Source organism: Bacillus sp. FSL W7-1354, assembly GCF_038002405.1.
GTDB classification, from domain to species: domain Bacteria; phylum Bacillota; class Bacilli; order Bacillales; family Bacillaceae; genus Bacillus; species Bacillus paralicheniformis.
In genome coordinates this window covers 3,268,531-3,290,103 of the sequence record NZ_JBBOCL010000001.1, presented here as the reverse complement: position 1 = coordinate 3,290,103, position 21,573 = coordinate 3,268,531, and the positions used below count along the sequence as shown (strand labels likewise).

Genomic DNA, 21,573 nt, shown 5'->3' with positions numbered 1-21,573 from the left:
AAAGCCCATTAATTTTTTGTTAAGTATTTCAGCTAAAGAAAAGAGTTGGAGTTTCGTAACTTTCATATAGTATGATTGGCACAAACGGTAGAGTAGTGAGAATGAAGAGTCCTAATTGAAAACGAAAAGCCGTCGGAATGACGGCTTCTTTGGCTAAACTCCTTTATATGCGGAACGGTAAATCTCAGCAAGCTCCGAAACGAGCGGCAGCTTCGGATTGGCTGTCGTACACTGATCTTCAAAGGCGCGTTCGGCCATGAGATCCACTTTGCTTTCGAATACGGCAGCATCCACGCCGTTTTGTTTAATGCTCATCGGAATTTTAAGCTCTTTGGCGAGCGAGATAATCTCCTGGATCAGGCTTTCAACGCCTTCTGCAGTTGTTTTTGCAGGCAGGCCGAGCGTTCTGGCAATCTCCGCGTAGCGCTGATCGGCTATGAAGTGGCTGTATTTAGGAAATGCCGTGAACTTTTTCGGCTTTTCTGCATTATAGCGGATCACGTGCGGCAGAAGGATGGCGTTTGCCCGTCCATGAGCGATGTGAAACTCCGCGCCAAGCTTATGGGCTAAGCTGTGGTTGATGCCAAGGAAGGCATTGGAAAACGCCATTCCGGCAATCGTTGATGCATTATGCACTTTTTCGCGGGCCAGCTCGTCGCTGCCGTTTTTGTATGCTCTAGGCAGGTATTCGAAGATCAGCTGGATGGCCTTCATGGCCAAGCCGTCTGTATAGTCGTTAGCCATGCACGATACGTATGATTCAATTGCGTGTGTTAATACGTCCATTCCTGTGTCAGCCGTAATATGTTTCGGCACTGTCATGACAAATTGCGGGTCAATGATCGCGACGTCCGGCGTTAATTCATAATCGGCTAGCGGATACTTCGTATTCGTTTCTTTGTCTGTAATGACAGAGAATGAAGTGACTTCAGAGCCTGTGCCTGATGTCGTCGGGATCGCGACGAATTTTGCTTTTTCGCCTAGTTTCGGGTATTTGACAATGCGCTTGCGGATGTCCAGGAATTTTTGCTTTAATCCAAAGAATTCAGCATCTGGGTGCTCATAGAACAACCACATTCCTTTTGCGGCATCCATTGCAGAACCTCCGCCGAGGGCGATGATGACATCCGGCTGGAATTTGGCCATCATGTCGACGCCGTTCATCACCGTTTCGATTGAAGGATCAGGCTCGACATCAGAAAAAATTTCACAATGAACGTAATCCGGGCGCCTTCTTAAGTAGTGTAGGACGCGGTCTACATATCCGAGTTTCACCATCCCCGGATCAGTCACAATCAACGCTTTTGAGATGTCAGGCATTTTCGCTAAATATTGGGTTGCGTGTTTTTCAAAATAGATTTTTGGAGGAACTTTAAACCACTGCATATTGACATTCCTTTTCGCCACTTTTTTCGTGTTGATTAAATGAACAGCTCCAACGTTTGACGAGACGGAGTTTCCGCCATATGTGCCGCATCCGAGTGTTAAAGAAGGCATATAGGCGTTGTAAATGTCGCCGATCGCCCCTTGTGACGACGGTGCATTGACGATGATCCGTCCGGCTTTCATCCGTAATCCGAATTCTTTAACGGCTTCTTGATCGTTCGTATGAATTACCGCCGAGTGGCCGGTTCCACCGAACGCGAGCATGTCTTCGGCGCGTTTTAATCCCTCTTGAATTCCGCTGACTTTGTAGCACGCTAAAACAGGGCTCAGTTTTTCCCTGGAAAGCGGGTAATCCGGACCTACGCCTTCTAATTCGGCGATGAGGATTTTTGTATCTTGAGGCACTTTGACACCGGCCATTTCAGCGATTTTGAATGCCGGCATGCCGACGATATCAGCGTTTACCGCGCAAGTATTTTCATTGATGACCAATTTCTCGACCTTTGATTTTTCGGTTTCATTTAAGAAATAGCAGTTGTTTCTTGTCATTTCGACTTTGACGTCTGAGTAGATGTCTTTGTCTATGATGACGGCCTGCTCTGATGCGCAAATCATGCCGTTGTCAAATGTTTTGGATAAGATCAGATCATTGACGGCTTGCTTCAGGTTGGCAGACTTCTCGATGTAGCACGGAACGTTTCCAGGTCCGACGCCAAGGGCCGGTTTTCCGGAGCTGTACGCTGATTTCACCATGCCGGCGCCCCCTGTTGCGAGGATCAGGGAAACGTTCGGGTGGGTCATTAAGGCTTGAGTTGCATTCAGCGAAGGCGTTTCAATCCATTGGATACAGTTGTCTGGTGCTCCTGCTTTGACGGCTGCGTTCCGAAGGATTCTCGCCGCTTCGCGGCTGCATTTTTGGGCCGATGGATGGAAAGCAAACACGATAGGGTTTCTTGTTTTGATCGCTATCAGGGACTTGAACATTGTAGTGGAAGTAGGGTTGGTCACCGGCGTCACGCCGGCGATGACACCGACAGGCTCCGCGATTTCAATGACTCCGTCGTGTTCGTTTTCATTGATGATGCCCACTGTTTTATCGTATTTGATATGATGGTAGACATACTCTGTGGCAAACATGTTTTTAATGATTTTATCTTCATAAACGCCGCGCTTCGTTTCTTCGACGGCAAGTTTGGCGAGAGGCATGTGCTGATCAAGGCCGGCAAGCGCCATCTGTTTGACGATCTCATCAATCTGCTCCTGATCAAAGCTGCGGAATTCTTCCAATGCCTTTAGGCCTTTTTCGACTAGCTGATCAACCATGGTTGAAGCATTTTGCTTTTGTTTCATTTCCTTTTCTTCGATTGCCATTGTAAACCCTCCAGTGAATGAATAGGAATTTGATTACAACAGGATGTTCAGGGATGAATGATGCGGACATTGTTTGTGAAACATTTCACAAGTGGAGTTAAAAAATTTTATCCCTGAAGCGGATATCTGGTTTATTTTGGTATCAGTCCTCCTTTTCTGTGGCTGAATTTATCATATCACGAATTTGAAGTATGAGTTTGTGAAATGTTGAACAAAGTATGAAATTCATTCTTGAGTAAAATAAGAATGCACCCCGAGGTCTGGGGTGCAGCTTTTAATACCAGTCCGTATGAAACACGCCTTCCATATCCGTCCGCTCATACGTGTGAGCGCCGAAATAATCGCGCTGCGCCTGCAGCAGGTTTGCGTTTGAGCGGCCCGTCCGGTAGCCGTCGTAATAGGAGAGGGCGGTGCTCAGGCACGGGAATGAGATGCCTGAGCTGATGCCTTCGCAGACGACCTTTCGCAAGCCGGACTGGTATTCTTTTAGTTTTTCAGCGAAGTCAGGTGCGACCAGCAGGTTGGACAGGTCCGGCTGTTTGTCGAAAGCTTCGCTGATGAGATTTAAAAATTGTGCGCGGATGATGCAGCCGCCGCGGAAGATGAGGGCGATGTCCTTTAACGGCAGGTTCCATCCGTTCAGGTCAGACGTCATTTTATATTGAGCGAAGCCTTGGGCATAGGCGCAGACTTTCCCCATGTATAACGCCTGTCTGACGCGGTCGATCCACACGTTCTGATCCAGGGGCCGTTCTTCTGTTTCAGGGCCGGCCAATACGTTTTCGGCAGCTGTCCGTTCGTCTTTTAATGATGACAGGTAACGGGCAAACAGGGATTCCGTGATAATCGATGATGGAATGCCGTTGTCGATGGCCTGCAGGCTCGTCCATTTGCCCGTGCCTTTTTGGCCGGTTTTGTCGAGGATGACGTCGATGAGCGGAGCGCCCGTTCGCTCATCCTTTTTCCTCAGGATCTCTGCCGTGATTTCGATTAAATAGCTTTTCAGCTCTCCTTGATTCCACGTGTCGAAAATGTCAGCGATTTCATCTATCGGCAAAAGAAGCTTTTCTCTTAAAAATGTATACGCTTCAGCGATAAGCTGCATGTCTGCGTATTCGATGCCGTTGTGCACCATTTTGACAAAATGCCCCGCGCCTTTTGGACCGATGTAGACACAGCATGGATATCCTTCTACTTGGGCGGCGATTTTTGTGAGAATCGGAGCTGCTTTTTCGTAGACGTCCCGATCTCCGCCGGGCATAATGGATGGGCCTTTTAAAGCGCCGACTTCGCCGCCGGAAATGCCGATTCCCAAGTAGCCGATACCTTTCGCTTTCAAACTGTCATATCTTCGTTCCGTATCTTCGTAGTGGGAGTTGCCGCCGTCCATGATGACATCCCCTTCTTCAAGCAGAGGAACGAGCGAGTCGATAACAGAATCAACCGGTTTGCCTGCTGTGACCATAAGAAAGATTTTTCTCGGTTTTTCTAAAGACTGTACGAAATCTTCAAGTTCATAGTACGGCTTGACTGTTTGGCCTCCCGTTTTTTGGACGAGTTGATCGGTTAAATCCCTTGTGTAGTTATAGACGGCGACTTGTTCGCCTTTGCTTGCCATGTTCAGGGCGATATTGCTCCCCATGACTCCCAAACCTATGACACCGATTGTATTGCGCATGTAATACCTGCTCCTTCATTTAAGACTTTTTTATACAAATAGGCTTAACAATAAAGTAAATCCTAATCCGGCCACCGCGATAATGGTTTCAAGCAGTGTCCAGGTGGCAAATGTTTCTTTCATGCTTAGTCCGAAATACTCTTTGAACATCCAGAAGCCTGCGTCATTGACATGGGAAGCGATTACACTTCCGGCCCCTGTTGCAAGCACAACCAGCGCAAGATTGACATCGCTTTGTCCGAGCATCGGAAGAACGAGTCCGGTTGTGCTTAATGCAGCAACTGTCGCGGATCCTAAGGAGATGCGCAGAATTGCGGCGATGACCCAGGCGAGCAAGATCGGCGACATGGCTGTTCCTTTGAATAATTCAGCTACATAGTCGCCTACTCCGCCATTGATCAAGACTTGTTTGAAGGCGCCGCCGCCCCCGATGATCAAGAGCATCATTCCGATTTGTGTAATGGCGGTTGAACAGGAATCCATCACTTGTTTGATCGGGATCTTTCTGGCCATCCCCATCGTATAGATCGCGACCAACAGGGAGATGACCATCGAAGTCGAGGCATTCCCGATTAAGCGAACCGCTGCCAGCAGGCTGTTGTCTGCAAGGCCCATCGTTTCTTGAATAAGCGTAATAACAGTCGAAATAGACATGATAATGACCGGAAGCATAGCTGTGAAGACGCTGATGCCGAAGCCGGGCGTCTCTTCAAGCTTGAATGTTTTCTGCTCACCGAGTGAAGCGATGCTGCCCATTTTCTCAAATGATTGCGGGACGATTTTTTTCGCCAGTTTCGTAAATAAAGGTCCGGCCAAAAGAACGGTTGGAATTGCAACAATGATACCGTAGAGCAGCACTTCCCCGATATTGGCGCCGAGCTCTCCCGCGATAGCCGTCGGTCCCGGATGCGGGGGCAGGAAGCCGTGTGTGACGGATAAGGCCGCCGTCATTGGAATTCCAAGGTATAAAATAGATATCTTCAATTCTCTTGAAATGGCGAATACAATTGGAATCAATAATACCAATCCGACTTCGAAGAATAATGCAACCCCGATGATAAAGGAGGCGATGACGACCGCCCATTGGATGTTTTTCTCTCCGAATTTGTTGACGAGGGTCATCGCAATGCGCTGAGCGCCCCCTGAATCCGCGATCAGCCTGCCCAGCATGGCGCCGAGCCCGAAGATCAATGCGATATGGCCGAGCGTTCCGCCAAGGCCTTCTTCAATCGTTTTGACGATGTCGTCAAGCGGCATTCCAAGCGCCAATGCAACCCCGAACGATACGATAATCAAGGAAACAAACGTATTCAGTTTTAACCCCATAATCAAAAGCAATAATGCGACAATCCCGATTGCTACGATCAGTAATGGCATGATAACGCCTCCAATTCTCCCCTATTTTTTGCTGGATAAGCTTCTTTGATAATTTGCAATTTGTGTATATTCGTTTTCAAGTGCTCGAGATAAGTTGATAAAAAGCGGCATTAATTTTCTGTATTCTTTGGCCGATTCTTCTTTCGGCGCGTGTCTGTGCGTGCTTCCGATCATGTCGGAGACGACATCGAATGAATCGATTTTCCCTGTCGCGTACAGCCCCAAAATGCAGGCTCCGAGACAAGAGCTTTCATAGCTTTCCGGCACGACGACTTCCGATTCGAAAATATCGGCCATCATTTGCCTCCATACGTCAGACCTTGCGAAACCTCCGGTCGCCTGAATTCGGGCAACTGGACCGTCCATGCATTCTGTCAACGCCAGGAAGACGGTGTACAGATTGTAAATAACCCCTTCCAATGCCGCGCGAATCATGTGTTCTTTTTTATGCGACATGGTGAGGCCGAAGAATGAACCGCGCACATCCGGATTCCAGAGCGGCGCCCGTTCGCCTGCGAGGTATGGATGGAACAGCAGTCCGTCGGCACCCGGCCTGACGCGTTCGGCAATTTTGGTCAAGACATCGTACGGATCAATGCCGAGACGTTTTGCCGTTTCGATTTCTGATGATGCAAATTCATCTCTAATCCAGCGAAGGACGATCCCGCCGTTGTTGACTGGCCCGCCGATGACCCAATGATTCTCAGTTAAGGCATAGCAAAAGATTCTGCCTTTTTCATCGGTTTGTGGTTTATCGATAATCGTGCGAATCGCACCGCTTGTCCCAATAGTGACGGCGATTTCGCCTTTTTTAATCGCGTTGACGCCGAGGTTGGAAAGCACGCCGTCGCTGGCACCGATGACAAATGGCGTTTGCGGATCAATTCCCATCATCGCCGCCAGTTCCGGATTGCAGTGATGGAAAATGGCTGTTGTCGGAACGAGCTTTGATAGGTGGTCAGGTGTGATGCCTGCAATGGCCAGTGCTTCTTCGTCCCAGGCCAATGTTTTGAGATTCATCATTCCCATCGCCGAAGCTAAGGAGTAATCGACGACATATTGATCAAATAACTTTTTAAAAATATATTCTTTGATTCCGATATATTTTTTTGCTTTGACAGCGATTTCAGGATGCTCGTTTACAATCCATGTGATTTTGCTTAGCGGCGCCATCGGATGAATCGGCGTTCCCGTCCGTTTATAGACATTGTGCCCGTTCATTTCTTCTTTGATTTTATGAGCCCAGCCTTCGCTTCTGTTGTCTGCCCAAGTGATGCAGGAGGTGAGCGGCTTGTCGTTTTCGTCCATCGCAATCACGCTGTGCATCGCGCTGCTGAATGAAATGAATGACGGCTGTTTGTCAGGATGCTGCTGCATGATTTTCGCCGTTGACTGGATGAAGGCCTGAAAAATCTCATCCGGGTTTTGTTCAGCGGTCGAGATGTCCGGGGTGTAAAGCGCGTAGCCGATGCTTTCCTTTTGGATCACGTCCCCTTTTTCACTGAATAAAACCGCTTTCGTGCTTGTCGTACCGATATCTATGCCTAACATATAACTAGTCATTTTCTTGTTCGGCCCCTTTCGCCAGCATTTGTTGCGACAGCCACAGATCTTCAACTTTACCTTGCACGTCATCGAAATTTTGATGTAGGGATTTAAGCATCAGATCCCTGTCTTTTGTTTTGATCGCTTTGATATAAAGTTCATGGTTATCGAGAATTCGTTCAAAGTCTTCGTATTTTTCTTTTAAGCGGGCCCGCATGGATAAAAGAATAAAGCTTTCCATCACAGGTTTGAGATTGTTCCATATCATCAAAATGTAAGAATGATTGATGGAGCGGACAATCGTTTCGTGAAATAAGACGTCTTGAAATGAGAACTCGTCGGCATCTTTGTATTTGATGGAGACTTTCATCATCTCCAATATTTTGCTGAGGTCTGTTACCAGTTCGTCGACATTGGCCCGTCCAAGCCGTTCGAATACGAATGTTTCCATCACCAGACGCACATCATAAATTTCTCCAATTTCTTTTTCGGTTAAACCGATGACAACGGCGCCCATCCGTTCCAAACGGATGATTTTTTCCGATGCCAGTATTTTTAAAGCCTCGCGGATGGGAGACCGGCTCACCGAGAATTCCGCAGCCAATTTATTTTCAGATAAAATGGTACCGCTTTCAATCAAGCCGGAAATAATGCGCATTCTCAGCTCGGATGCGACGCGAACACCTGTTGAAGCTCTTGAAAGCCACTTCTCCGGATATAAAAGATTTTTAGATTGGCTCATACACTCACCTTCCTAGTTATACGAGTATACTTGTATACAAGTATGATAACGCGATTATTTTGATTATGCAAACACTTTCATTTCAAATTTTCCGAAAAATTTTTTCCATTTATAAAACGATTTGTTTTGCCAATGCGCTCGAAATACTCCACTAAAGCAAAAAAATATAAAGGGAGCAGCTGCCCTTTATATTTTGACCATTTGTTTAACGATGAGTTTGAAGTCATGTTCGCTAATTTCTATGTGCCCAAATCGAAAGGAATAACCCCAGTGCCGTTTGTTTTTGATGAAAGAGAGGTTGGGAATGAATGGGTGGATCGGCGTTTCCCGGCATTTTAAAAAGTTGATCTTCCTTCTGTAAGGTGAGAATCCTTCTCCCGCATGAACCTTGTAAACTCTGTTATCACTCACTTCCCCTACAGCTGTAAACTTTTGATAGGGCGCATCATCTTTGAGATTTTGTTTTGGCGAGTAATAAATGATCCAATCATCGGGATTCATTCTTTTTAAAGGCGCCTCTTTTCCGTGGCAAAGTTGAGCAAAGCCTCCGGATACACCTTTCAAGACGTGATCGCGCGAAGCTACGCCGATCCAATACCTTCTTTTCATTCCATTCAGCATCCGCAAGCATCCTTGTCAGTATCCCCTTCGGTGCATGCTGACACAGGAAAATTCATTTCTCTCCATGCCGCGATCCCTCCGGTCAGCTCTTTCACTTGATAGCCTTTTTCTAATAAAAATTTAGCTGCTTTAGCTGCCGTATTGCACCAGACATCCCAGCAGTACACAATGATTTCTTTATCTTTTGGAATATCCTCTAATCGATGAGGGAGATCGTGTTCAGGTATCGCTTGAGCACCTTTTATCGTCAAACTTCTGACTTCGCTTGGCCCGTTTCTTACATCTATTAAAAAATATTTTTCAGGGTGATTCTTTGAAGATTTAAAATAATCCATTGGGCTAATGGTGGCTTCTAAACGTGCATTAAAAAAATCGAGTGAATTCATAGGGTATGCCTCCTAGTTTTTATACTTTTTCCATACTTTTAAAAGCAAATCTTTAAATAATTTTTTTTCATTGTCAGTCAGAGGGGATAAAACCTCATATTCTGTCTGTACTAAAACCTGTTTGCATGATGACAGTACATCGCTGCCTTTTTCAGTAAGGATTAGGCTGTATGCCCTGCGATCACTTGCGTTTTTTGTCCTTTCCACAAAGCCTGAAGCTTCTAAATGGTCAACATGGCTCACCATTGTCGTACGGTCGATCTGCAGTTGTTCAGAAATCAGTTTTTGAGAAGAAAAAGGGTTTTCTTCAATAAATACAAGTACTCCGAATTGCCTGGCATTCAAGCTATACGGAGCGAGAACATCAGCAAATTGATCCTCCATTTGCTGAAGAACCTTTCCTAGCAAAAATCCGTAAAATTGACTTAACTGTTTCAAAAATCATCACCACCTAAAATAATCACCAAACAATATAGTCAGTATAACTGATTATATTTTTGAACGCAAGCCTTCTTGTTTTCGTTTGTTAATTTAATTAATTAACCGTGGTACAATAAAACCTACGATATGGTGTAAATGGAGGATTTCACATGCAGCGTGGTACATTTCAATTAATGAAATCGGTGAACAAATCGATCATTCTTAATAAAATCAGAACTTCAGAGCCGATTTCGAGAGCCGAGATCGCCAAGGAAACAAAGATTACCCCTCCCACGGTCTCAAGCATTGTCAAAGAGCTGATCGAACAAGGGCTCGTGAAAGAAAGCACGCTCGGCCATTCGAGCGGCGGAAGGAAGCCGACAATGCTGCACATCAACACAGGTGCCTATTATGTCATTGGCATTGATGCCGGGCCTGAGACGGTGGAGTGCATCTTAACCGATTTAGCCGGAGGGATACTGCAGCGGACATCCAGCCTGCTGAAAAAACCGCTGACAAACGAGACGTTCATTGATGTTTTAAAAGAAAATGTTTATGCGATTTTGGGACGGGCCGATGTCAATCAGGAAAAGATCATCGGGATCGGCATCGCAATGCACGGGGTCGTCGATGCTGAAACGGGAATGTCACGCATCGCCCCGATTTTAAACCTAACCAATATTCCCATTAAAGATGTGCTGGAACAAGAATTCAACTTAACGGTCAGAGTTGAAAACGATGCCAGGGCGATGGCGCTTGGCGAATCGTGGTTCGGCGGCCGCGATGATGTAGGCAGTATGGCGGCCGTAAACGTCGGCCACGGTGTCGGTGCGGGGATTGTCATCAACGGAAAACTGTACCATGGAGCGGAAGGAATCGCAGGGGAACTGGGCCATATGATCATTGATATTAATGGAGAAAAGTGCGAGTGCGGCAACCGGGGCTGCCTGCAGACGATTGTGAGCGGTAAAGCGATTGCCAAGCGGGGAAACAAACGGTTAAAAGAAAGTCCGGACAGCCTGACAGCCAAAGATTTGTTTGAAATGGCCGAGAACGGCTGCCAAACGTGTATCGAACTCTTTCGGGAAACCGGTGTGATCATCGGAATCGGGCTGACCAACTTCATTCATCTTGTCAATCCGGGCAAAATCGTGCTGGGCGGCGGAGTGATGAAAGGCGGGAGGTTCATATTGCCGGCGATACGAGAAACGATACAGCAGAAAGCCTTAACAGCCGAAGCGAGGCAGACAGAGGTGACGATAACGAAGCTCGGCGATGAAGCGACGCTTTACGGAGCCGTTTCATTGCTGTTGGCGGAGCTGTTTGATCCGGTGTTAAAATAAGCCTTTTTTTCGCCTGTTTTAACACCGGTGAAGCCTTACCCCTGACGATTGACCGTGTGGATGAAGCGCATGAAAGCTTCGCGGTTTTTGAATACCCCGGCATCCTCAAGGGCTTTAACAAATTTCCGGCCAAGTTCTTTTCGTACAATTGATTCAGCATGCTTCGGCCCGGACAGCTCTCCGTATTCGGTTTTGAGCTGTTCGGCCCATTCCCGGTGATGCGCTTCAACGGCATCTGACTGACCGAGCAGGAATTCTTGGACACCTGCCAGTTCGGTCTTTAAGCGGGGAGGAAGAACGGCCAGGCCCATCACTTCGATTAAGCCGATATTTTCTTTCTTAATATGGTGAACGTCAGCATGCGGGTGGAATATGCCGTATGGATGCTCGGCAGATGTCCGGTTGTTTCTGAGCACAAGGTCGATTTCAAAAACACCGCTCACGTTTCTTGCAATAGGCGTAATCGTGTTATGAGGCGTTTCATCAGTAAAAGCCGTAATATCCGCTTGTTGATCCGAGTAGTTTTTCCAAGTCTGAAAAATATGATCCGCCGCATCGACAAGGCTGTTGATCGCCGTTCCTTTCAAGCGGATGACAGACATCGGCCATTTTAAAACAGAGGCTTCGATGTCCGGATGCTGTTTGATTTGAAATGAGAACGCGTCTTCTGCCCGCGTCATCGCAAACTCATATCGTCCGGCTTGATAATGGTCATGGCTTAAAATAGACCCGCCGACGATCGGCAAATCGGCATTCGATCCGATAAAATAATGCGGAAACAGCTCTGTAAAAACAAGCAGCCTGTGAAAGGCAAGCTTATCAATTTTCATCGGCCGATGCTGCTCAGAAAATAAAATGCTGTGCTCGTTATAGTAAGCATATGGAGAATATTGAAAATACCAGTTTTCTCCGGCGAGCGGGACTTTAATAATCCTGTGGTTCGCCCGGGCGGGATACCCGATTCGTCCTGCATACCCTTCGTTTTCTTTGCACAGCAGGCACGTCGGATAGCTGCGTGCTCGTTTTGCAGCGGCGCGCTCCCGTTTGATTTGCTCAGGGTCTTTTTCCGGCTTTGACAAATTGATCGTAATATCCATTGTGCCGTAAGGTGTATCCGCCTGATACGAAATATTTCTTTCAATTCGTTTTGTCTGGATATAGTTGCTGTTTTTGCTGAGCTGATAAAAATAGGCGGTCGCCTCCAGCGGCGATTGCTCGTATTTTTGCTGAAACACGGCATTGATGACAGAAGGTCTTGCAACAAAGCAATTCATCACATTTGCCGCCAGCATGTCTTTCGCGTCTGCGTCGTCGGTTATGACGCCGTGTTCAATTGCATAAGCGGCGAGTCTTTCCAAAAGGTCGGGGATGGAGTCGCCGGAAGCCGCAGGGGCTTCTTCGGGAAACGAGTCCAGACCCAGCAGGTTCATCACTTGGTTGCGTGCGTAGTTCACGTCATCCGGTTCGATTAACCCTGTTTCAAGCGCTTTTTGAATGAGTCCGGCTATGTCTTGTTCAATCATGTTGACACTTCCTTCCTGTACCCGTTTGGATGTGATGAATGCCACTTCCAGGCGTCTTCAATGATCTTTGCTACAGAAGTGCGCGAAGGCCTCCAGCCCAGGACCTGCTTTGCTTTGTCAGAGCCGGCAATCAGGATGCTCGGGTCGCCGGCTCTGCGCTTGCCGATCTCGGCGGGAATGTCTTTGCCGGTGACCTTTCTCGCCGCATCAATCATTTCTTTCACCGAAAATCCTTCGCTGCTGCCGAGGTTGAATATATCGCTTTTGCCGCCTTCTCTTAAATAGTCCAAAGCCGACAGATGAGCGTCAATCAGGTCTTCGACATGAACATAGTCGCGGATGCACGTGCCGTCGGGCGTATCATAGTCATCCCCAAAAATCGTAATATGCGGTCTTTGTCCGAGAGCGGTTTGCAGGATGATGGGGACCAGGTGTGTTTCCGGATGATGGTCTTCTCCGATCTCTCCCGTTTCCCTTGCTCCTGCGACATTAAAGTACCTGAGAGACACAAAGCTGACTCCATGGGCTTCTTCAGTCCGCTTCATGAGCTTCTCCATGATCAGTTTCGTTTCCCCGTAGGTGCTTGTCGGCCGCGTCGGCATGTCTTCTGTGATCGGCACCGATTCAGGCTCTCCGTAGACGGCCGCCGTCGAGGAGAATACGATTTTTTTCACATCGTGCTCAAGCATCGTCTGAAGCAAAACCTGTGTCCCGGATACATTGTTGTCGTAGTATTTAAGCGGATCTTTCATTGATTCGCCGACAAGTGAACTGGCGGCGAAGTGGATCACTTCTTCAATACGTTCCTTTTCGAAAACAGTGCGGAGGAAGTCGCGATCGCGCACATCCCCTTCATAAAAGACTGCCTCAGGATGTACGGCCTGTCTTTGGCCGGTCTCAAGGTTGTCAACGACAACGACGGTTTCGCCCCTGTCCAATAATTGATACACGGCGTGTGAACCGATATAGCCGGCACCGCCCAAAACCAACACACTCATATCCAATTCCCCTTTCTATATTTCTTTGGCGCCGTCGCCTATCGCCGCAGTATAAAATGCGGCATCATAGCCAACCGTTTCGCGGTAGACGGCATTCACGCGTTCTTTAAAGCTGTCTGTCCGGTCTTTTTCTACAATCGCAATCGCACAGCCGCCGAACCCGGCGCCTGTCATGCGTGCACCCAGGACGCCGTCTTGTTCCCAAGCCGCCTGGACAATGGTATCAAGCTCCAGCCCTGTCACTTCATAATCATCCCTTAAAGACATATGAGATTCATTCATCAGCTTGCCGAACCCGGCGAGGTCGTCCCCGCGAAGTTTTTCCAGCGCTTTCAGCGTCCGGGCATTTTCGTACACCGCATGCTTGGCGCGTTTTCGATTAATTTCATCTCGGATGAGGTGCTGATGAGCTTCAAATGCTTCCGCCGTCATTTCGCCCAGGCTTGCAATCGATAACTCCTGCTGCAGATCGCGGAGCGCCTCTTCGCATTGGGCCCGCCTTTCATTATATTTAGATCCGGCCAGCGTCCGCTGTTTGTTTGTATTGATGATGATCACATCGTGTTCCTTCAATACGAAGGGAGCGTATGTGTAATGAAGTGTTTGGCAGTCTAACAAAATCGCGTGATCCTTTTTCCCCATGCCGATCGCAAATTGGTCCATAATGCCGCTGCCTACGCCGATGTATTCGTTTTCGACTTTTTGTCCGAGCTTAACCATGGAGATCGTGTCTGTCTGCAAACCATAAAGCCCTTTTAAAAGAACGCCTGTCGCAAGTTCAATCGATGCGGAAGAAGAGAGGCCCGCCCCGTGCGGAATATTTCCGTAATACAAAATATCGGCGCCGTGAACGATTTGGTGGCCTGCCGCTTTCATCAAAAGGAACATTCCTTTCGGATAGTTGGCCCAGCCGTCAGACCGGTCAAAGGCTAAATCGCTCAAGCTGCATTCAATTATGCCTTTGTCAGGGAAGTTCTTTGAATAGAAACGGATCAGTTGATCATCTCGTTTCACGCCAAGGGCATAGGTGCCAAATGAAATCGAAGCGGGGAAAACATGCCCTCCATTATAATCCGTGTGTTCGCCGATTAAGTTGATTCTTCCCGGAGCAAAAAAGGTTCGCGGTGTCTGTTCTGTCTTAAAAATAGAGCGAAAGTCGTTTGATAAAGCGGCTGCAGTATTCATATATCCTCCCATTCGTTTGACGTGCAGACTTAATAAATTAATTTAATTAAGTTTAACCCCAGTTTACTACGGGTTTTCAATTGGTGCAATAAAAAGTGTTTTTTCAAATGAAACGTTTTCATGTAAAATCCTTATTGGCGGGGATAGGGCAATCAGCACTTGACTTTTACAAAAATCAACGTTAAATTAGTAAAATATTTTACTAAAAAATATGAAAGATGTTCATGGAGGTTTTGCAATCGTGGCGACGATAAAAGATGTTGCAGAAAAGGCGGGGTATTCCATCTCGACGGTTTCCCGCGTATTAAATAACGACGAAAGCCTGTCCGTACCCGATGAGACGCGGGAGAAAATATTTGAAGTGGCGGAAAGCCTGAACTACCGCAAAAAAACGATCAGAACACTGGTAAAAAACATCGCGTTTCTGTACTGGCTGACGGATAAAGAGGAACTCGAAGACGTGTATTTTAAAACGATGAGGCTGGAAATCGAGAAGCTCGCAAAGCAATTCAACGTTGAACTGACGACGTATAAAATTTCGGGGGGAATTGACGCCATCCCCGAAAACATTGAAGGATTCATTGCGGTCGGATCATTTTCAGATGATGAATTAACCCGGTTAAGGCAGATGACGCCTCACGGAGTATTTATCGATTCGACGCCGGATCCGAATCATTTTGATTCAGTCAGGCCGGACTTAAAGCAGATGACGAGGAAAACGGTGGACTTTCTTATCGAAAAAGGGCATGAAAAGATCGGCTTTATCGGAGGCACGTACCACAATCCCAATACCGATGAAGACGAAATGGACGTAAGGGAACGAACGTTTCGCGATTATATGAGGGAAAAAGGGCTCTTGGAGGAAGGCTTTATTTTTTGCCGCAGGGGATTTTCTGTGGAAAACGGCTACCATCTGATGGATAAAGCGGTTGAAACATTGGGCGAAAAGCTGCCGACGGCCTTCTTTACAGCGGCGGATCCGATCGCCGTAGGCTGCCTTCAGGCTTTAAATGAAAAAGGGGTCGCCATCCCGGGCAGGGTGAGCGTCATCAGCATCAACAACATCAGTGTGGCGAAATACGTATCTCCGCCGCTGACGACATTCCATATCGATATTAAAGAACTTTGCAAAAACGCCATTGAATTGCTTCTTGAACAAATACTTGAAAAGAGAAAAGCTGTAAAAACGCTATATATCGGTGCAGAACTGGTGGTCAGGAAAAGCACCAATTAAAAAAAGGCGCAGGCTGTTCATAAGCTGCGCCTTTTTCGTAAAACATTTTACTATAGTCAGTAAAATAATTGTTTACACTTTTTCTTAGACATGCTATATTGTTTTTGCGAAGCGCTTTCAATCCAATAAAAGGAATGAGACAAATGATGAATATGAAAAAATATGTTGGAATCAGCAGTGTGATTGCTCTCAGTTTGTCTTTAACTGCCTGCGGACCTAAAGAGAGCAGCAATGAAGCATCAGGCTCGAAGCAAAAGGAACTCGTGGTCTGGGAAGATAAAGAAAAAAGCGAAGGCATTAAAGATGCCGTTGCCCAGTTTGAAAAAGAGCACGGCGTATCTGTCAAAGTCGTGGAAAAGCCTTACGCAAAGCAGATCGAAGATTTGCGGATGGATGGACCGGCAGGAACGGGGCCTGATGTGTTAACGATGCCTGGAGATCAAATCGGAACAGCGGTAACGGAAGGTTTGATCAAGGAATTAAAGGTGGACAAAGAGATCCAATCGATCTATACGGAACCAGCAATGAGATCCCAGGTGACAAACGGTAAGGTCTACGGCCTGCCGAAAGCGGTCGAAACGACGATGCTCTACTATAATAAAGATTTGATTTCTGAAAAAGAACTGCCGAAAACGCTGGATGAATGGTATGAGTATTCGAAAAAAACGGCTGACGGCAAAAAATTCGGCTTCCTGGCGTTGTTTGACCAGATTTATTATGCACAGAGCGTCATGGGAGGATACGGCGGCTACATTTTTAAGAGCCATGCAGACGGCACTTATGATCCGGCTGATCTCGGCTTGAATAACAAAGGTGCAGTTGAAGGAGCCGAGTACATTCAGAAGTTTTATCAAGAAGGGCTGTTCCCTGCCGGAATTATTGGGGAGCAAGGCATCAATGTGCTGGAATCGCTGTTTACGGAAGGAAAAGCAGCAGCGATCATTTCTGGTCCGTGGAATCTGGAACCGTTCAAAAAAGCGGGCATCGACTACGGGGTTGCCAAGCTACCTAAGCTGTCCAACGGCAAACATATGAGTTCTTTTGTCGGCGTGAAGAGCTACAATGTAAGCGCTTATTCGAAGAATGCCGATCTAGCGGAAGAATTAGCCGTCTTTCTCGCCAATAAAGAAAACTCAAAGAAGAGATATGAGATCACAAAAGAAGTTCCCGCTGTCAAAGAACTGGCGGATGATCCTGCCGTCACAAAAAGCGAAGCGGCTCAAGCTGTTGCCGAGCAATCTCAGTACTCAGAGTTGACGCCGAATATTCCTGAGATGAATGAAGTATGGACGCCGGCGGATGCGGCTCTGCAAACGATCGCAACCGGAAAAGCGGAACCGAAAAAAGCGCTTGATCAAGCCGCGGAAACGATACAAGGACAGATCAAAGCGAAGCACAGCGGCAGCAAATAAGCCGCAGCATTGGTGTCAAACTTGTCTTAAGTTTGGCGCCATTTATGATCAGGACGTCCATATAAAGAGGTGAAAGAGAAGGTGCAGCATCGCAAAAAAGCTTTACTATTATCAATCATTCCCGGTTTGGGCCAATTCTACAATAAACAATGGATAAAGGGTCTGTTATTCCTTCTTTTAGGCGTCTCGTTCTTTGCGGTTTTTGGCGATTTGCTGAATATGGGGCTGTGGGGCCTGTTTACGCTTGGAACCGAAGTGCCGCGCGATAACTCGATTTTTCTATTGGCAGAAGGCATCATCGCCGTGATTGTCACCGGTTTTGGGCTGGCTGTCTATTACGCCAATTTGCGGGATGCCTACCAAAACGGAAAGCGGCGCGATGAACAAAAGGAGCTCAGTTCACTCAAGGAACAATATCATAATTTAATGGCTCAGGGTTATCCGTATCTCATCAGCGGACCATCACTGTTCATTTTGATTTTCGCCGTTGTTTTTCCGATTTTGTTCAGCTTTGCATTAGCTTTTACAAATTATAACCTCTACCATTCTCCGCCTGCCCACCTTGTCGATTGGGTAGGGCTTAAAACGTTTTCCGAAATTTTCACCGTTGATATTTGGCGGTCGACCTTTTTGGATGTTTTAGCTTGGACCATTGTCTGGACGCTTGTCGCTTCCACGCTCCAAGTCGGGTTGGGAATTTTGTTGGCGGTTGTCGTCAATCAGAAGGAAGTCCGCTTCAAGAAATTTTTCCGGACGATTCTGGTTTTGCCTTGGGCCGTGCCCGGCTTTGTTACCATTCTTGTGTTTGCCGGCCTCTTTAATGACAGCTTCGGTGCATTCAATCATCAAATCCTCGCCGCATTCGGCATCGATCCGATTCCCTGGATGACGAATGCCAATTGGACGAAGCTGGCGCTTATCCTCATGCAGGGGTGGCTCGGTTTTCCTTATGTGTTCATTGTGACGACCGGTGTTCTGCAGTCGATTCCGGACGACCTGTATGAAGCGGCGACAATTGACGGCGCGTCCGCGTTTTCGAAATTCAGGCATATCACAATGCCGCTGATTTTAATCGCAATGGCGCCGATTATCATCACGCAATTCACTTTTAACTTTAATAACTTCAACATTATCTATCTATTCAATGGAGGCGGTCCGGCTGTTCCCGGGTCAACAGCGGGAGGAACCGACATTCTGGTGTCCTGGATTTACAAATTGACGATGCAGTCGAGCCAGTACTCTTTAGCCGCCGCATTGACGATCCTGCTGTCGGTCTTTGTCATCTCGATCGCGCTGTGGCAGTTCAGACGGACAAATTCTTTCAAAGAGGGGGCTTAACATATGAAGAAAAGAAGATTCTTTCGGCTCCTTCTGACCTATTCTCTGTTGGTTTTTATGACAGCCGTTATCATATATCCTCTGCTTTGGACGGTGGGAGCCAGCTTTAATCCCGGCAACAGTTTGGTCAGTACTTCTATCATTCCGGCAAATCCGACATTGGATCACTATAGAGAATTATTTGCAGGAAAAGAGAGCCTTCAATACGGGCAATGGTATATAAACTCGCTTAAAATCAGCATCTTTACGATGATCGGATCAATTATCAGTGTTTCTTTTACAGCTTATGCTTTTTCACGTTTTCGTTTTAAAGGTAGAAAAAACGCTTTAGTTTTATTCATGCTGCTGCAAATGATTCCTCAATTTTCGGCTTTGGTTGCGCTCTTCGTTTTAGCGCAGATGCTCGGAATGATGAACAGCCATTGGCTGCTGATTTTGCTGTACATCGGCGGACTTATACCGATGAACACGTATTTGATGAAGGGGTATATGGATTCCATTCCCATCGATTTGGATGAGAGCGCTAAGATTGACGGCGCTAGCAATACAAGGATTTTTCTGCAGATTATTATGCCGCTATCCAAACCGATGATCGCGGTCGTCGCCATGAACGGATTCACCGGACCGCTCGGGGATTTCGTTTTGTCTTCGACCATATTGCGGACGCCGGAGTCGTATACATTGCCGATCGGTTTATACAATTTAGTCAATGAAGTCATGGGAGCCAGCTATACGACGTTTGCCGCCGGCGCCATTTTGATCAGCATTCCGGTAGCCGTCATCTTTATCATGCTGCAAAAGAACTTTGTATCAGGGTTGACGGCAGGCGGAACGAAAGGATAGTCCGAGAAGAATATGGTCTAAAAAAGGAGAGTATTATGCCAAAAATTTATACGACACAAGCAAAATACATGCTTCACGGGGGAGACTACAATCCGGATCAATGGCTTGACCGTCCGGATATTCTTGCAGATGATATCAAGCTGATGAAGCTTGCCCATACGAATACATTTTCAGTGGGGATTTTTTCATGGAGCGCTCTTGAGCCGGAGGAAGGCGTCTATACGTTTGAATGGCTGGATGATATGTTTGAGAACATTCACCGGAACGGCGGACGGATTATAATGGCGACACCGAGCGGCGCCCGTCCTGCTTGGCTGTCGCAAAAATATCCGGAAGTGCTGCGCGTCAATGCGGAACGTGTCAAACAGCTGCATGGCGGAAGGCACAATCATTGCTTCACTTCATACGTATACCGTGAAAAAACGAGAAAGATCAACCGCTTGCTGGCTGAAAGGTACGGCAGCCATCCTGCCCTTTTGATGTGGCATGTCTCCAACGAATACGGAGGAGAATGCCATTGTCATCAATGCCAGCACGCTTTTAGAGACTGGCTGAAAAAGAAGTACAACAATGATCTTAAATCTTTGAATGATGCATGGTGGACGCCTTTTTGGAGCCATACCTTCAACGATTGGTCACAGATTGAATCGCCGTCTCCGATCGGTGAAAATGCGGTGCACGGCTTGAGTTTGGACTGGCGCCGCTTCGTCACTGATCAGACGATCTCTTTCTTTCAAAATGAAATCGTTCCGTTGAAGGAAATCACGCCGAATATTCCGATTACGACCAACTTTATGGCTGACACGCATGATCTCATTCCATTTCAAGGGCTGGACTACAGCAAGTTTGCCAAGCATCTGGACGTGATCAGCTGGGACGCGTATCCCGCCTGGCACAATGATTGGGAAAGCACAGCTGATTTGGCCATGAAAGTCGGCTTTATCAATGATTTGTACCGCAGCCTGAAACAGCAGCCGTTTCTTTTAATGGAATCGACGCCAAGCGCTGTCAATTGGCACAATTTTAATAAAGCGAAACGGCCGGGGATGCATCTCTTGTCTTCTATGCAGATGATCGCCCACGGATCTGACAGCATTCTCTATTTTCAATGGCGGAAATCCCGCGGCTCATCGGAAAAATTTCACGGTGCGGTTGTCGGCCATGACAATTGTTCCGAGAACCGCGTATTTAAAGAAGTGGCAAAAGTGGGGCAAACCCTTGATGAACTGTCTGAAGTCGTCGGAACGACCCGGCCCGCGAATGTCGCGATCCTCTATGATTGGGAAACCCATTGGGCGCTCGAAGATGCACAAGGATTCGGGATGAAAACCAAGCGGTATCCCCAAACCTTGCACGAGCACTACCGCGCGTTTTGGGAGCGTGATATTCCAGTCGACGTGATTACGAAGGAACAGGATTTTTCGCCGTACCGGCTGCTGATCGTTCCGATGCTTTACTTAGCAAGTGAAGAAACAATCGCGCGTTTAAAAGCCTTTGCAGCAAACGGGGGCACATTGGTGATGACGTATATTAGCGGAATCGTCAACGAATCTGACCTGACCTATTTAGGCGGATGGCCGCAAGATCTGCAAGAGATGTTTGGCATGGAACCTGTTGAAACCGATACGCTCTATCCGGGCGACAAAAATAGGGTCCGTTATCAAAACCGGTCCTATGAGCTGAAAGATTATGCGACCGTGCTGAAGCTGGATACGGCAGATCCCGTGGGATTCTATGAGGACGATTTTTATGCGGACACGCCGGCTGTTACATGCCATTCATACAAACAGGGGAAGACGTACTATATCGGTGCGCGCTTAAGCAGTCAATTTCATCGGGATTTTTATGAAACATTGATCAAAGAGCTATCGATTCAACCGGCTTTTGATGTGAAACATCAGCCTGGCGTCTCCGTTCAAGTCAGACAGGATGAAGAAAATGATTATATTTTCATCATGAATTTCACAGAAAAACGCCAGCCCGTCGTGTTGGAGTCGGCCGTTAAAGATATGCTGACCGGAGAAACGCTGACCGGCGAAATCACATTGGAAAAATATGAAGCCAGAATAGCGGTAAAAACAAAAAAATAAGCCCGGGGGACATCCGCTTTAATGTGGGTGTTTCTCTTAAAAAAATGAAAGCGTTTTCGTTTTGGCGTGTGTCAATTATGA

Annotated in this window: 17 protein-coding genes; 6 read left to right on the top strand and 11 right to left on the bottom strand. The window is 47.1% G+C overall.

What is annotated here, in order from left to right:
* Positions 1-153: 153 nt before the first annotated feature.
* The 8 genes from adhE to MKZ04_RS16605 form a co-directional block, all read right to left on the bottom strand.
* Complete coding sequence (gene adhE, locus MKZ04_RS16640; protein ID WP_341046407.1) at positions 154-2,757, bottom strand: bifunctional acetaldehyde-CoA/alcohol dehydrogenase; 2,604 nt, start codon at positions 2,755-2,757, stop codon at positions 154-156.
* A gap of 274 nt (positions 2,758-3,031) precedes the next feature.
* Positions 3,032-4,435: a decarboxylating NADP(+)-dependent phosphogluconate dehydrogenase gene (gnd, locus tag MKZ04_RS16635; protein ID WP_035338094.1), complete on the bottom strand. Its 1,404-nt coding sequence runs from the start codon at positions 4,433-4,435 to the stop codon at positions 3,032-3,034.
* A 30-nt stretch (positions 4,436-4,465) separates the two neighbouring features.
* Complete coding sequence (locus MKZ04_RS16630) at positions 4,466-5,812, bottom strand: GntP family permease (RefSeq protein WP_065643474.1); 1,347 nt, start codon at positions 5,810-5,812, stop codon at positions 4,466-4,468.
* Between the two features lie 21 nt (positions 5,813-5,833).
* Entirely contained in the window at positions 5,834-7,375 is a 1,542-nt protein-coding gene (gene gntK, locus MKZ04_RS16625; protein ID WP_130569291.1) for a gluconokinase, read from the bottom strand.
* Positions 7,368-8,099 carry a GntR family transcriptional regulator gene (locus MKZ04_RS16620; protein ID WP_149169162.1) on the bottom strand — a complete coding sequence of 244 codons (732 nt, stop codon included), beginning with the start codon at positions 8,097-8,099 and terminating at the stop codon, positions 7,368-7,370. The genes gntK and MKZ04_RS16620 overlap by 8 nt, the downstream gene beginning before the upstream one ends.
* A gap of 186 nt (positions 8,100-8,285) precedes the next feature.
* Complete coding sequence (locus MKZ04_RS16615; protein ID WP_020453584.1) at positions 8,286-8,720, bottom strand: EVE domain-containing protein; 435 nt, start codon at positions 8,718-8,720, stop codon at positions 8,286-8,288.
* A complete protein-coding gene (locus tag MKZ04_RS16610) occupies positions 8,714-9,106 on the bottom strand; it encodes a rhodanese-like domain-containing protein (protein WP_020453583.1) in 393 nt (130 codons plus the stop codon). Before MKZ04_RS16610 ends, MKZ04_RS16615 begins: the two co-directional genes overlap by 7 nt.
* A gap of 12 nt (positions 9,107-9,118) precedes the next feature.
* On the bottom strand, positions 9,119-9,544 hold the full coding sequence (locus MKZ04_RS16605; RefSeq protein WP_020453582.1) for a MarR family winged helix-turn-helix transcriptional regulator: 426 nt from the start codon (positions 9,542-9,544) through the stop codon (positions 9,119-9,121).
* 152 nt (positions 9,545-9,696) lie between these two features.
* Between MKZ04_RS16605 and MKZ04_RS16600 the strand changes: the two genes are divergently transcribed.
* Positions 9,697-10,869: an ROK family transcriptional regulator gene (locus tag MKZ04_RS16600; RefSeq protein ID WP_341046401.1), complete on the top strand. Its 1,173-nt coding sequence runs from the start codon at positions 9,697-9,699 to the stop codon at positions 10,867-10,869.
* A gap of 35 nt (positions 10,870-10,904) precedes the next feature.
* Here the strand turns inward: MKZ04_RS16600 and galT are convergent, their stop codons facing one another.
* From galT to MKZ04_RS16585, 3 genes are read right to left on the bottom strand one after another with little or no spacing between them, the layout of a single operon-like run.
* Positions 10,905-12,392, bottom strand: coding sequence for a UDP-glucose--hexose-1-phosphate uridylyltransferase (gene galT / locus MKZ04_RS16595; protein ID WP_095291221.1), 1,488 nt, complete (start codon positions 12,390-12,392; stop codon positions 10,905-10,907).
* The gene (galE, locus tag MKZ04_RS16590) at positions 12,389-13,390 is read right to left on the bottom strand and encodes a UDP-glucose 4-epimerase GalE (protein ID WP_095291223.1); all 1,002 of its coding nucleotides are present in this window, start codon (positions 13,388-13,390) and stop codon (positions 12,389-12,391) included. The genes galT and galE overlap by 4 nt, the downstream gene beginning before the upstream one ends.
* Positions 13,391-13,405: 15 nt before the next feature.
* Positions 13,406-14,575, bottom strand: a complete 1,170-nt coding sequence (locus MKZ04_RS16585) for a galactokinase (RefSeq protein WP_341046399.1) — start codon at positions 14,573-14,575, stop codon at positions 13,406-13,408.
* 241 nt (positions 14,576-14,816) lie between these two features.
* Between MKZ04_RS16585 and MKZ04_RS16580 the strand changes: the two genes are divergently transcribed.
* From MKZ04_RS16580 to MKZ04_RS16560, 5 genes are all read left to right on the top strand, one after another.
* A complete protein-coding gene (locus MKZ04_RS16580; protein WP_020453577.1) occupies positions 14,817-15,809 on the top strand; it encodes a LacI family DNA-binding transcriptional regulator in 993 nt (330 codons plus the stop codon).
* Between the two features lie 143 nt (positions 15,810-15,952).
* Positions 15,953-17,221, top strand: coding sequence for a sugar ABC transporter substrate-binding protein (locus MKZ04_RS16575; protein WP_035400404.1), 1,269 nt, complete (start codon positions 15,953-15,955; stop codon positions 17,219-17,221).
* Between the two features lie 81 nt (positions 17,222-17,302).
* Entirely contained in the window at positions 17,303-18,559 is a 1,257-nt protein-coding gene (locus MKZ04_RS16570) for a carbohydrate ABC transporter permease (RefSeq protein WP_025810524.1), read from the top strand.
* A gap of 3 nt (positions 18,560-18,562) precedes the next feature.
* Positions 18,563-19,402: a sugar ABC transporter permease gene (locus tag MKZ04_RS16565; protein ID WP_020453574.1), complete on the top strand. Its 840-nt coding sequence runs from the start codon at positions 18,563-18,565 to the stop codon at positions 19,400-19,402.
* A 35-nt stretch (positions 19,403-19,437) separates the two neighbouring features.
* Positions 19,438-21,492, top strand: a complete 2,055-nt coding sequence (locus MKZ04_RS16560) for a beta-galactosidase (RefSeq protein ID WP_341046394.1) — start codon at positions 19,438-19,440, stop codon at positions 21,490-21,492.
* The last annotated feature ends 81 nt before the right edge of the window (positions 21,493-21,573 follow it).

What these genes read in the sequence shown, in the direction of transcription:
- galE (WP_095291223.1), bottom strand. Translation starts at nt 13,390, where the DNA reads ATGAGTGTGTTGGTTTTGGGCGGTGCCGGCTATATCGGTTCACACGCC.
- MKZ04_RS16575 (WP_035400404.1), top strand. Translation starts at nt 15,953, where the DNA reads ATGATGAATATGAAAAAATATGTTGGAATCAGCAGTGTGATTGCTCTC.
- MKZ04_RS16630 (WP_065643474.1), bottom strand. Translation starts at nt 5,812, where the DNA reads ATGCCATTACTGATCGTAGCAATCGGGATTGTCGCATTATTGCTTTTG.
- MKZ04_RS16620 (WP_149169162.1), bottom strand. Translation starts at nt 8,099, where the DNA reads ATGAGCCAATCTAAAAATCTTTTATATCCGGAGAAGTGGCTTTCAAGA.
- adhE (WP_341046407.1), bottom strand. Translation starts at nt 2,757, where the DNA reads ATGGCAATCGAAGAAAAGGAAATGAAACAAAAGCAAAATGCTTCAACC.
- galT (WP_095291221.1), bottom strand. Translation starts at nt 12,392, where the DNA reads ATGATTGAACAAGACATAGCCGGACTCATTCAAAAAGCGCTTGAAACA.
- gnd (WP_035338094.1), bottom strand. Translation starts at nt 4,435, where the DNA reads ATGCGCAATACAATCGGTGTCATAGGTTTGGGAGTCATGGGGAGCAAT.
- MKZ04_RS16565 (WP_020453574.1), top strand. Translation starts at nt 18,563, where the DNA reads ATGAAGAAAAGAAGATTCTTTCGGCTCCTTCTGACCTATTCTCTGTTG.
- MKZ04_RS16615 (WP_020453584.1), bottom strand. Translation starts at nt 8,720, where the DNA reads ATGCTGAATGGAATGAAAAGAAGGTATTGGATCGGCGTAGCTTCGCGC.
- MKZ04_RS16585 (WP_341046399.1), bottom strand. Translation starts at nt 14,575, where the DNA reads ATGAATACTGCAGCCGCTTTATCAAACGACTTTCGCTCTATTTTTAAG.
- MKZ04_RS16560 (WP_341046394.1), top strand. Translation starts at nt 19,438, where the DNA reads ATGCCAAAAATTTATACGACACAAGCAAAATACATGCTTCACGGGGGA.
- MKZ04_RS16600 (WP_341046401.1), top strand. Translation starts at nt 9,697, where the DNA reads ATGCAGCGTGGTACATTTCAATTAATGAAATCGGTGAACAAATCGATC.
- gntK (WP_130569291.1), bottom strand. Translation starts at nt 7,375, where the DNA reads ATGACTAGTTATATGTTAGGCATAGATATCGGTACGACAAGCACGAAA.
- MKZ04_RS16610 (WP_020453583.1), bottom strand. Translation starts at nt 9,106, where the DNA reads ATGAATTCACTCGATTTTTTTAATGCACGTTTAGAAGCCACCATTAGC.